The sequence below is a fragment of the Thermodesulfobacteriota bacterium genome (genome assembly GCA_040758155.1).
GTDB lineage: Bacteria > Desulfobacterota > Deferrimicrobia > Deferrimicrobiales > Deferrimicrobiaceae > UBA2219.
This window is the reverse complement of record JBFLWB010000164.1, coordinates 1-11,522: the sequence shown is the minus strand read 5'-3', so window position 1 is coordinate 11,522 and position 11,522 is coordinate 1. Positions and strand designations below refer to the sequence as shown.

Sequence of the window (11,522 nt, the reverse complement as noted above, 5' to 3'; positions counted from 1 at the left end):
TCGTCGCACTTGGCGGGACCCTTCTTCGCCTTCGTGTGGCAGTCCTTGCACTGCTTGTGGAAGGCCTCTTTCGCGGAAAGCTTCTTGCCGTCCGTCTTGTCCCCGTGGCACTTGGCGCAGTTCTGCTCCTTGCCCGCCTCGTCGGCGTGATGGCAGGCCTTGCAGTTCTTCTCGATCGCGGCATGCGCCTTGTGGTCGTAGGCCACCGCCCCCTTCATCTTCCCGCCCTTGTTGAGGGTCATCTTGTCGGCGGGCGCGGCGAAGGCCGTGCCGAAGGCGAACACCACTCCGAAGACCAGAAGCACAAATACGGCGACTTTCCTCATTGCGTGCAACCCTCCTTGGATGGTTTTCACGGAATAATAGTTATTGCTCCCTCAGGAATCAACCAAAACTTCCCGGCCCGATCTTAACGCCATCTTCACACGGAATTTACATCGGCTTGATCCGCCGGTCCCATGGTGGAGATGGGATCCGTCCGGTAAGCGAAACGGATACTTCGACGGAGGTAATTGAAAATGTGCAGGTTTTCCGGATTCCTCGCGGGAATTCTGGCGATCCTTGCCCTGTCGGCCGGAGCCGCTCCCGCCGACGCGGCCGAGCTGGCGATCAACGGCGCAGGGGCTACCTTTCCGTACCCTCTCTATTCCAAATGGTTCTACGAATACTCCAACGCGAACCCCGGGGTGAAGTTCAACTACCAGTCGATCGGCTCCGGTGGGGGGATCAAGCAGATCACGGCGGGGACCGTCGATTTCGGCGCCTCCGACGCCCCGATGACGGAAGAGGAGCTCGGAAAGCTCCCCGGCCCGATCCTCCACCTGCCGACGGCGATCGGGGCGGTCGCGGTGGTCTATAACGTCCAGGGGGTCGGCTCCGGGCTGAAGCTCACCCAGGACATCCTGGCCGAGATCTTCCTCGGAAAGATCACGCGGTGGAACGATCCGAAGATCTTCGAGCTGAACAAGGAGATGAGGCTCCCCAACGCGGACATCGTCGTCGCCCATCGTTCCGACGGCTCCGGAACGACCGACATCTTCACGAACTACCTGTCGGCGGTGAACGCCGAATGGCGGGCCAAGGTCGGCCGCGGGAAATCGGTGAAGTGGCCGGTCGGGCTGGGCGGCAAGGGGAACGAGGGCGTCGCGGGCGTGGTCCAGCAGACGCCGGGCGCCGTGGGGTACGTCGAGCTGGCGTACGCAAAGCAGAACAAGATGGCCGTGGCCTCGATCCGGAACCGGGACGGCGCGTTCGTCGCCCCGACGATCGAGGCGACCTCCGCGGCGGCGGCCGGAGCCGCCAAGACGATGCCCGCGGACTTCCGCGTGTCCATCGTCGACGCCCCGGGGAAGGATTCGTACCCGATCGCCGGACTTACATGGCTGCTGGTCTACAAGGACCAGAAGGACGAGGCCCGGGGGAAAGCGCTGGTGCAGTTCCTGAAATGGGCGATCCGCGACGGGCAGAAGATGGAGGCGGCGCTCGATTACGCCCCGCTGCCGAAAGCGGTGGCGGACATGGTGGACAAGGCGCTGCGGCAGATCCACCACAAAGGGAAGTCGCTTTATTAGCGGCGCTCCGCCGATGGGCCAGCGGACCTTGAGGAAATCCAAGGACCGGATCTTCGAGAGGATCTCCGCGTTCTTCGCGTTCCTCGTGCTGGCCCTCGGCCTGCTGCTTTTCCTGGTCCTGCTGCACGCTTCCCTGCCCGCGATCCGCAGGTTCGGGGCGTCGTTCCTCCTCTCCCGCACCTGGGATCCGGTCGCCGAGGAATTCGGCGCGCTCCCCTTCCTCTACGGCACCCTGGTCTCCTCGTTCCTGGCGATCCTCATGGCGGTGCCGCTGGGCGTCGGGGGAGCCGTCTTCATCAACGATTACGCCCCCGCCTGGCTCAGGAAGCCGGTCTCGATGCTCGCGGAGCTGCTGGCGGCGATCCCGAGCGTCATCTACGGCCTGTGGGGAATCTTCGTCCTGGTGCCGGTGCTGCGGGACCACTTCATGAAGCCCGTCTCGAAGCACCTGGGTTGGATCCCCCTCTTCAAGGGCCCCGTCTACGGCCCGAGCATGCTGGCGGCGGGCGTGCTTCTGGCCATCATGATCGTTCCGTTCATTCTGTCGGTCAGCAGGGAGGTCCTGGCGACGGTCCCCGTCCGCCAGAAGGAGGCGGTCCTCTCGCTGGGGGGCACCCGCTGGGAGATGATCCGGATCTCCATCGGCCAGCACTGCATTCCGGGCATCTTCGGGGCGACGGTGCTGGGGCTGGGCCGGGCCCTCGGGGAGACGATGGCGGTGACGATGGTCATCGGGAACCGGCCGGAGATCTTCCTCTCCCTGTTCCAGCAGGGGTACTCCATGGCGGCGGTGATCGCCAACGAGTTCGCGGAAGCCGCGGACCTCCAGCTTTCCTCCCTCATCCTGGTCGGGCTGCTCCTCTTCCTGGTGACGTTCCTTGTCAACCTCGCGGCCAAATGGATGCTCGAGAGGATGGTCAGGGGCGCGGGCCGGGGGGACCTGGGGAAATGAAGACGATCGGCTTCCGCCGGAAGGCGGTCGACACGGGAATGCGGTGGATCTTTTACCTCTGCGCGTTCCTCGTCATCCTGCCGCTGTTCCTGATCTTCTTCGACCTGGTGGCCAAGGGGGCCAAGGAGCTCCGGTGGAGCCTGCTGACGGACCTCCCCCGCCCCGTCGGGGAGGCGGGAGGCGGCATCGCCAACGGGATCCTCGGCTCCTTCATCGTCACTCTCCTCACCATGCTGTGGTCCGTCCCCATGGCGGTGATGTGCGGGATCTACCTGGCGGAGTACGGCCGCGGGAAATTCGCCTCCGCCGTCCGGTTCACGGTGGACTCGCTGACGGGGGTGCCCTCCATCATCATGGGCATCTTCGGGTACATCCTCGTCGTTCTCCCCATGAAGCGGTTCTCCGCCTGGGCGGGCGCGTCGGCGCTCACGATGATCTTCATCCCCGTCGTCGTCCGCACGACGGAGGACATGCTGCGCACCGTTCCGAGGTCGGTCCGGGAAGCCGCGCTCGCCCTCGGGATCGAGCGGTGGAAGACGACCCTCTACATCGTGGTGCGCGTCGCTTCGGCGGGGATCGTCACCGGGATCCTGCTGGCCATGGCGCGCATCGTGGGGGAAACGGCCCCCCTCCTGTTCACGATCTTAGGCAACCAGTTCTGGCAGCTCCGCCTCGACCAGCCGATGGCGGCCATGCCGCTGCAGGTGTTCTCGTACGCCATCTCCCCGTATGCGGACTGGCACGACAAGGCATGGGCCGCCGCCCTGGTCCTCATCACCCTGGTCCTCGTCATCAATGTCGGCGCCCGGTTTATGACCCGGGAAAGGAAATAAGGCAGGAGCAAGGCATGGACAACGTCTTCGAGATCCGGAACCTGAGCGGGTGGTTCGGCGACCACCAGGTCCTCAAGGACATCCGGATGGACATCGCCCGCTACTCGGTCACCTCCGTCATGGGGCCGTCGGGGTGCGGGAAGAGCACCTTCATCCGGTGCCTGAACCGGATGCACGACATGACGCCGAATTTCCGCATGTCGGGGAAGATCCTCCTGGACGGCCGGAACATCGTCTCCGACGAGATCGACCCGGTGAACCTGCGGCGCAGGGTCGGGATGGTGTTCCAGCAGCCGAACCCGTTCCCCCGGATGTCGGTGTTCGAGAACGTCGCCGTCGGCCTCAAGCTGAACGGGAAGAAGATGTCCCGCGGCGAGCTCGCGGGCGTCGTCGAGAAGTCGCTCAACATGGCGGCGCTCTGGAACGAGGTGAAGGACCACCTGGACCGCCCCGGCGTCTCCCTCTCCGGCGGCCAGCAGCAGCGCCTGTGCATCGCCCGCGCCCTGGCGGTGGAGCCGGAGGTCCTGCTGATGGACGAGCCGTGCTCCGCCCTCGACCCGGTGTCCACCGCGAAGATCGAGGAGCTCATCGAGGATCTGAGCGAGAAGTACACCATCGTCGTGGTGACCCACAACATGCAGCAGGCGGCGCGGATCTCCGACAACGTCGCGTTTTTCCTTCTCGGGGAGCTGATCGAGATGGACAAGAGCGGTAAGATATTCACGAACCCCGCGGACCGGCGGACCGAGGAGTACATCACCGGAAGGTTCGGATGACCGCGGCGGAAGCATGACCGGAAGGGGGTGACCGGGGGATGGCAAAGAGGATCTCGGAACATTTCACGGAGCAGCTCGCGGAGCTCAAGGAGATGGTCCTCCGCATGGGGGGACTGGCGGAGCAGATGACCCGGACGGTCACCCAGGCGCTGGTGCAGCGGAACGCGGACCTGCTTCCCTCGGTGCGGTCGATGGAGACGCAGGTCAACCAGATGCACGTCGAGATCGACGAGGCGTGCCTCGAGATCATCGCGCTGCGGCAGCCCGCCGCGAACGACCTGCGGTTCATCACCGCGGCGATGAAGATCATCGTGGACATGGAGCGGATCGGCGACCTCGCGATCAACATCACCGAGAACGCCGAGCGGCTGCTCGCCGTCCCTCCCCTGAAACCGCTGATCGACATCCCCCGGATGGCCGAGACCGCCCAGGAGATGCTCAAGGACGCCCTCGACGCCTTCGTGAACGGCGACGCCGACCTGGCGCAGCGGACGGTCCTCCGGGACGACATCGTGGACCAGCTCAAGGACCAGGTGTTCCGGGAGCTGCTCACCTACATGACGGCCGACCCTTCCACGATCCCCCGGGCGATGGACCTGATTTTGGTCTCCCGCCACCTCGAGCGGATCGCCGACCACGCCACGAACGTCTGCGAGGACGTCATCTTCATGGTGAAGGGAAAGGACATCCGGCACCGCGGACCGGCCTGACCGCCCCCCGATCTTGACGCCATCTTCACACCGGCGTCATCCCCGCTTGAACTGCGCCCCCTAACATCGACCTCCAATCCCGTTGTGCGTTGCCACCACAGGAAAAGGAGGATCGAAAGGAATGGAAAAGCGTTTCGGGCTGCTGCTTTGCGTCGCGCTGGCCGTGCTGGCGGCCGCATGGGGGACCCCGGCGGGCGCCGAGAACCTGATCAAGGTCGACGGCTCCTCGACGGTGTTCCCGATCACCGAGGCGGTCGCGGAGGAATTCCAGAAGGCGGAGAAGGGCGCGGTCAAGGTCACGGTGGGGATCTCCGGAACCGGCGGCGGGTTCAAGAAGTTCTGCGTGGGCGAAACCGACATCAGCGACGCCTCCCGGCCGATCAAGGAGTCGGAGGTGAAGCTGTGCGGCGAGAAGGGGATCCGGTACATCGAGCTGCCGGTCGCCTACGACGGCCTCGCCGTCCTGATCAACCCGAAGAACGACTGGGTCGACCACATGACCGTCGCGGAGCTGAAGAAGATCTGGGAGCCGGCGGCCCAGGGGAAGGTCATGAAGTGGAACGACGTGCGCCCCTCGTGGCCGGACAAGCCGATCCGCCTGTACGGCCCCGGCACCGATTCGGGGACGTTCGACTACTTCACCGAGGCGATCAACGGCAAGGAGAAGGCCAGCCGGAGCGACTTCACGGCGAGCGAGGACGACAACATCCTGGTCCAGGGCATCGCGTCGGACGCGGGCGGCCTGGGCTACTTCGGCGTGGCGTATTACGAGAACAACAAGGACAAGCTGAAGCTGGTCGCCGTCGACGACGGGAAGGACGCCAACGGGAAGGGGCCGCAGCTCCCGACCTACGAGAACGTCGTGAAGGGGACGTACCAGCCGCTCGCCCGGCCGATATTCATCTACGTCAACGCGAAGTCGGCTGAGAAGCCCGAGGTCCAGCGGTTCGTGAAGTTCTACATGCAGCAGGGCGGGAAGCTCTCGAAGGAAGTCGGCTACGTGTCGCTTCCGAAGGAAGCGTACACCCTCGGCCAGGCGCGGTTCGACAAGCGGATGGCGGGCTCGGTCTTCGGGGGGCACGGCGCCCAGGTCGGCGTCCGGATCGAGGACCTGCTGAAGAAAGAGGGGAAGTGAGCCGAGGACCATGCCCCGGCGCTTCGCCTTGAGAATCAGGGAACGGGTGGTGGAGGGGGCGCTCCTCGCGAGCGCCCTCTTCTCCGTCCTCACCACGCTGGGCATCGTGGCCGTCCTGTTCTTCGAGACCTGGGAGTTCTTCCGGGAGGTCCCCCTCCTCGAGTTCCTCACGTCGACGCAGTGGACCCCGCTCTTCGACGACAAGCATTTCGGGATCCTCCCGCTGTTCTGCGGCACCTTTCTCACCACGACGATCGCCATGGCCGCCGCGCTGCCCGTGGGGCTGGTCAGCGCCATCTACCTGAGCGAATACGCCCCCGCGGGGGTCCGCAGCGTCGTGAAGCCGGTCCTGGAGCTCCTCGCGGCCGTCCCCACGGTGGTGTACGGCTACTTCGCCCTCCTGTTCGTGACTCCCCTCCTCCGGGGGATCTTTCCGGAGATCGCCGGGTTCAACGCCCTGTCGGCGGGGCTGGTCATGGGGGTCATGATCGTCCCCACCATCTCCTCGCTGAGCGAGGACGCGATGCACGCCGTCCCGATGGGCCTTCGGGAAGGCGCCCTTTCGGTCGGGGCCACGCGGTTCCAGACGGCGACCCGGGTCGTCGTCCCCGCCTCCCTGTCCGGGGTGGCGGCCGCCTTCATCCTGGGCATCTCGCGCGCCGTGGGGGAAACGATGATCCTGGCCATCGCGGCCGGCATGCAGCCGAGACTGACGCTCAACCCCCTGGAGCCGATCCAGGCGGTGACCGCGTACATCGTGCAGGTGAGCCTCGGCGACACCCCGACGGGGACGATCGAATACAAGACGATCTTCGCCGCCGGGATGTCCCTGTTCCTGCTCACCCTCGCCCTGAACGTGGCGAGCCACCTGCTCAAGCGGAAGTTCCGCGAAGTGTACGACTGACAGGGGACCCCGTGAGCGCCTGGAACCGGAAAACGCGGGATCGGCTGGTCGACAAGGCCTTTGCCCTGGCGGGGCTCGCCACGACGCTGATTGGCCTGGGGGTCCTCGCGGTCCTGCTGGCGGACGTCCTGACGGACGGAGCGGGAAGGATCTCCTGGCAGTTCCTCACGAGCTTCCCGTCGAGAAAGCCCGCCGAGGCCGGTTTCCTTTCCTCCATCGCCGGTTCCCTCTGGGTCGTGGCGACGACGGTCCTCGTGGCCGTCCCCGTCGGGGTGGCCGCGGCCGTTCACCTGGAGGAGTACAGCCGGAAGAACTGGCTTCACCACCTCCTCGAGATCAACATCGCCAACCTCGCCGGAGTGCCTTCGATCATCTACGGGCTGCTCGGGCTCGGCCTCTTCGTCCGCTGGCTCTCCCTCGGAAGGAGCATCCTGGCGGGGGGGCTGACGCTCGCCCTCCTCCTCCTGCCGATGATCATCATGGCCACCCGGGAGGCGCTGCGGGCCATCCCGATGTCGATCCGCGAGGGGGCCTACGCCCTCGGAGCCACGAAGTGGCAGGTCATCCGGGGACAGATCCTTCCCGCCGCATGGGGCGGCATCATGACGGGGGTCATCCTGTCCGTTTCGAGGGCCATCGGGGAGACCGCCCCCCTGATCACGATCGGGGCGCTGACCTACATCGCCTTCCTCCCGCAGGGCCCCATGGATCCGTTCACCGCGATGCCCATCCAGATCTTCAACTGGGTGTCGCGGCCCCAGAAGGGATTCCTCGTGAACGCGGCGGCCGGCATCATCGTTCTTCTGTTCATCACCCTGCTCATCAACGGAGCGGCGATATGGCTACGGCACAGGCACCAGCGGAAGATCCGATGGTAACCGAAGTGGAGTCGGCGGTGACGGAGCAGGCCTTCCACATCGAGAACCTGTCGGTCCATTACGGGGCGAAGCAGGCCGTGCGGAACGTCTCCTTCTCGATCCCCGCGCGGTCCACCACCGCGCTGATCGGCCCTTCCGGGTGCGGGAAAAGCACGCTCCTGCGCTGCCTGAACCGGATGAACGACCTCGTCCCCTCCTTCCGGATGACGGGCAAGGTCTCGTACGACCGGCAGGACCTGTACGCCCGGGGGGTGGACGTCATCGACGTCCGCCGCAAGATCGGCATGGTGTTCCAGAAGCCGAACCCGTTCCCGAAAAGCATCTACGAGAACATCGCCTTCGGCCTGCGGATCCAGGGGATCGGATCGCGGTCCGTGATCGACGGGACGGTCGAGGCGTCGCTCCGGAAGGCCGCCCTGTGGGACGAGGTCAAGGACTCCCTCGACCACTCCGCTCTCGCCCTGTCCGGCGGGCAGCAGCAGCGCCTGTGCATCGCGCGGGCCCTCGCGGTGCAGCCCGAGGCGATCCTGATGGACGAGCCGTGCTCCGCGCTCGACCCGATCTCGACGGGAAAGATCGAGGACCTGTCGTTCGAGCTCCGGAAGGAGTACACCGTGGTCGTGGTGACCCACAACATGCAGCAGGCGGCCCGGATCTCCGAGAACACCGCATTCTTCATGCTCGGGGAGATCGTCGAATACGACCTGACGAAGAAGATCTTCACCAACCCGTCCGACAAGCTGACCGAGGACTACGTCACCGGGCGGTTCGGCTGATCCGCAACCCCGGCGGCAGGGAGGAACGATGACGCGGGACGCATATATCCAGGCCCTCCGGGCGCTCGAGGAGGAGTTCCAGCTCCTGGGCCGGATGGTGGGCGCGGCGATCCGCCGGGCCGTGGAGTCGCTGAAGAACCGGGACCTGGCGGCGGCGCGGGAGGTCGTCCGGAACGATCTCGAGATCAACCGGAAGCGCTTCGAGATCGAGGAGCGGTGCTTCGACCTCATCGCGACGCAGCAGCCCGCGGCCGTCGACCTGCGGACCATCGGCTCGATCCTCATCATGTCCACCGACCTGGAGCGGATGGGGGACCATGCGGAAGGGATCGCCAGGATCACCCTCCTGCTCGAGGGAAAGCCGCTGGTCAAGCCGCTGATCGACATCCCCCGCATGGCGGAGAAGGTGCTGTCGATGCTCGAACGGACCCTCGACGCGTTCGCGGCCCGCGATGCCGAAAATGCGCGCGCCATCTGCGGCGAGGACGACGAGATCGACGCCCTGCACAACCAGGTCTACCGGGAGCTGCTGCTCCTCATGATCGGAAGCCCCCACATCATCGAGGGGGCCACCTATCTGCTGTGGGTCTCCCACAACCTCGAGCGGATCGCGGACCGGGCGACGAATCTCGCGGAGAGGGCCGTATTCGTCGTGACGGGCAGGATGGAGGAGCTGAACGTTTCGAAATACCGGCCGTGATAATCTTATGGAAACGATGGAAGCGAAGGGGGGGCCGGCCATCGCCCGGATCGCCGCCGTCGACATCGGGTCCAACGCGATCCGGTTCTACGTCGTGGAGACCGGCGGCGAATCCCCGTACCGCGTCCTCGAAAATCTCCGGGAGCCGATCCGCCTGGGAGGCGACGTCTTCCTGACCGGGAAGATCCGGGAAGAGAACCTGCGACGGGCCGAGGCCGCCTTCCGGCGGTTCCGCCAGCTCCTCAAGACCCACGGCGTCCAGACCGTGCGGGCGGTCGCCACCTCCGCCACGAGGGAGGCCTCGAACGCGGAGCTCCTCCTTTCCCGCCTCGAGCGCGCCTCGGGCGTCCGCGTCGAGATCATCGACGGCGAGGAGGAGGCCCGGCTGATCACCCTCGCCGTCGGCCGGAAGATCCCGCTCGCGAAAAAGACCGCGCTCATCGTGGACCTCGGCGGCGGCTCGGTGGAGATCACCTTCGTAGAGAACGGGAAGATCACCCTGGCCGATTCGCACAACTTCGGGGCGGTGCGCCTGCTGGACATGCTCTCCTCCGCCGAGGACGAACTGCGGGGGGCCGGACAGCTCCTGAACGAGTACATGGACCTGATCGGCATGAAGCTCTCCCGGTGGAAAAACGGCAGGAAGGCCGCCCTGTTCGTCGCGACCGGCGGGAACATCGAGGCGGTCGCCGCCATCCCCGACGTCCGCGCGGAGCCGCACCCGGACTATCCGGACACCGTCCGGATCCGGGCCGGGCAGCTTCGCCGCCTGATGGAGGAGCTCTCCGGGATGTCGCTGAAAAACCGCATGGAGCGGTACGGCCTGCGGGAGGACCGGGCCGACGTCATCCTGCCGGCCTGCTTCGTCTACCACCGGATCGCCGAGCTGAACGGCTCCGAGGAGATCCTGGTCCCCCGCGTGAGCCTCAAGGACGGCATCGTCCTCGAGATCCTCGAACGGGAAAAAGGGGTCGAGCATCTTCTCGACCTGAGAGAACAGGTCTGCGTGTCGTGCCGGGGGATGAGCGCGAGGTACCGGCTCGATCAGAAGCACGCGGAGAAGGTCGCCGAGCTGTCGCTGCATCTGTTCGACGCGACCGAATCGCTCCACGGGTACGGGAAGCGGGAACGGATCCACCTCGAGGCTGCGGCGCTGCTGCACGACATCGGCTACTTCATCGGCGTCCGAGGCCACCACAAGCACAGCCACTACATCATCGCCAACACGGAAATCGTGGGCCTTTCGCCGGCGGAACGGCTGGCCGTGGCCGGGATCGCCCGGTATCACCGGAAAGCCGTGCCCGCCGCGAGCCACCCGGAGTTCGAGGCGCTCCCCAAGCGCGATCGCGACGTCGTCCGGTCCCTCTCCGCCATGCTCCGCCTCGCCGAAGCGCTCGACCGGGAGTACGCGGGGGCGATCCGGGTCCTCGAGTGCCGCCTCCAGGACGATGCGCTCCTCCTGCGGGCCGCCTGCAGGAAATCGTGCGCGATGGAGGCCATGAACATCCGGAACGCGGCGTCGGTGTTCGGGGAGCAGTTCGGGATCGAGATGCGGCTGGCCGTCGAGCCGGAAGGGTGACGAGGATGACGACGCAACCGCTTCGCAACGACACCCCGGGAAAGCTGATCGCCGTCGAGGGGCTGGACGGGTCCGGGAAATCCACGCAGGTGCACCTCATCCAGCGGTGGCTGCAGCTTTCGGGGTACAAGGTTTTCTTCACGGAGTGGAACTCCTCGGCCCTCGTCCGGGACGCCACCCGGAAGGGGAAGAAGCGGAACCTGCTCACCCCGACGACGTTCTCCCTCATCCACTGCACCGACTTCGCGGACCGGTACGAGCGGAACATCCTGCCCATGCTCCAGGCGGGCTTCATCGTCCTGGCCGACCGCTACAAGTTCACCGCCCTGGCCCGGGACACCGTGAGGGGATGCCCGGCGGAATGGGTCGACCAGCTCTACAGCTTCGCCTTCCAGCCCGACATCACCTTCTACTTCTCCGTGCCGCTGCGGACCGCGCTCGACCGGATCCTGGCGGGACGGCCGGAGCTGAAATACCACGAGGCGGGGATGGACCTGGGGCTGTCCGCCGACCCGGTGGAGAGCTTCCGGCTCTTCCAGGGTCGGATCCACAAGGCGTACGAGGCCCTCGCGCGAAAGCACGGGTTCACGCGGATCGACTCCGCCCGCCCGGTCGAGGCGGTCCAGGAGGAGGTCCGGGCCATCCTGCGGGAGCGCATCGCCCTCGCCCGCTACAAGGCCGTCCAGCGGAGGGTGTCCCCATGAGCCG

General features: G+C 66.0%; 13 protein-coding genes. 12 read left to right on the top strand and 1 reads right to left on the bottom strand.

The genetic code is table 11. The features are described 5' to 3' along the window. Positions 1-326, bottom strand: a 326-nt coding sequence (locus AB1346_11580) for a cytochrome c3 family protein (GenBank protein MEW6721080.1), incomplete at its 3' end; no start/stop codon positions are given. A 192-nt stretch (positions 327-518) separates the two neighbouring features. Here AB1346_11580 and pstS point away from each other — a divergent pair. The 12 genes from pstS (at position 519) to tmk (ending at position 11,518) form a co-directional block, all read left to right on the top strand. After that, positions 519-1,571 carry a phosphate ABC transporter substrate-binding protein PstS gene (pstS, locus tag AB1346_11575; GenBank protein MEW6721079.1) on the top strand — a complete coding sequence of 351 codons (1,053 nt, stop codon included), beginning with the start codon at positions 519-521 and terminating at the stop codon, positions 1,569-1,571. A 13-nt stretch (positions 1,572-1,584) separates the two neighbouring features. Further along, entirely contained in the window at positions 1,585-2,523 is a 939-nt protein-coding gene (pstC, locus tag AB1346_11570) for a phosphate ABC transporter permease subunit PstC (GenBank protein MEW6721078.1), read from the top strand. Next, positions 2,520-3,356 carry a phosphate ABC transporter permease PstA gene (gene pstA, locus AB1346_11565; GenBank protein ID MEW6721077.1) on the top strand — a complete coding sequence of 279 codons (837 nt, stop codon included), beginning with the start codon at positions 2,520-2,522 and terminating at the stop codon, positions 3,354-3,356. The genes pstC (AB1346_11570) and pstA (AB1346_11565) overlap by 4 nt, the downstream gene beginning before the upstream one ends. Positions 3,357-3,370: 14 nt before the next feature. Next, positions 3,371-4,132, top strand: a complete 762-nt coding sequence (gene pstB / locus AB1346_11560) for a phosphate ABC transporter ATP-binding protein PstB (protein MEW6721076.1) — start codon at positions 3,371-3,373, stop codon at positions 4,130-4,132. A gap of 38 nt (positions 4,133-4,170) precedes the next feature. Continuing rightward, entirely contained in the window at positions 4,171-4,842 is a 672-nt protein-coding gene (gene phoU, locus AB1346_11555; protein ID MEW6721075.1) for a phosphate signaling complex protein PhoU, read from the top strand. 121 nt (positions 4,843-4,963) lie between these two features. Further along, complete coding sequence (locus AB1346_11550) at positions 4,964-5,977, top strand: PstS family phosphate ABC transporter substrate-binding protein (GenBank protein ID MEW6721074.1); 1,014 nt, start codon at positions 4,964-4,966, stop codon at positions 5,975-5,977. 10 nt (positions 5,978-5,987) lie between these two features. Continuing rightward, positions 5,988-6,881 (top strand): phosphate ABC transporter permease subunit PstC, encoded by an 894-nt coding sequence (gene pstC / locus AB1346_11545; GenBank protein ID MEW6721073.1) that lies wholly within the window; start codon positions 5,988-5,990, stop codon positions 6,879-6,881. A gap of 11 nt (positions 6,882-6,892) precedes the next feature. Beyond that, positions 6,893-7,759: a phosphate ABC transporter permease PstA gene (pstA, locus tag AB1346_11540; protein ID MEW6721072.1), complete on the top strand. Its 867-nt coding sequence runs from the start codon at positions 6,893-6,895 to the stop codon at positions 7,757-7,759. After that, a complete protein-coding gene (gene pstB, locus AB1346_11535) occupies positions 7,753-8,535 on the top strand; it encodes a phosphate ABC transporter ATP-binding protein PstB (protein MEW6721071.1) in 783 nt (260 codons plus the stop codon). The genes pstA (AB1346_11540) and pstB (AB1346_11535) overlap by 7 nt, the downstream gene beginning before the upstream one ends. Before the next feature lie 28 nt (positions 8,536-8,563). Further along, the gene (phoU, locus tag AB1346_11530; protein MEW6721070.1) at positions 8,564-9,235 is read left to right on the top strand and encodes a phosphate signaling complex protein PhoU; all 672 of its coding nucleotides are present in this window, start codon (positions 8,564-8,566) and stop codon (positions 9,233-9,235) included. A 7-nt stretch (positions 9,236-9,242) separates the two neighbouring features. Beyond that, positions 9,243-10,814 carry a Ppx/GppA phosphatase family protein gene (locus AB1346_11525; GenBank protein ID MEW6721069.1) on the top strand — a complete coding sequence of 524 codons (1,572 nt, stop codon included), beginning with the start codon at positions 9,243-9,245 and terminating at the stop codon, positions 10,812-10,814. A 5-nt stretch (positions 10,815-10,819) separates the two neighbouring features. Further along, positions 10,820-11,518 carry a dTMP kinase gene (gene tmk, locus AB1346_11520; protein ID MEW6721068.1) on the top strand — a complete coding sequence of 233 codons (699 nt, stop codon included), beginning with the start codon at positions 10,820-10,822 and terminating at the stop codon, positions 11,516-11,518. Positions 11,519-11,522: the final 4 nt, after the last annotated feature.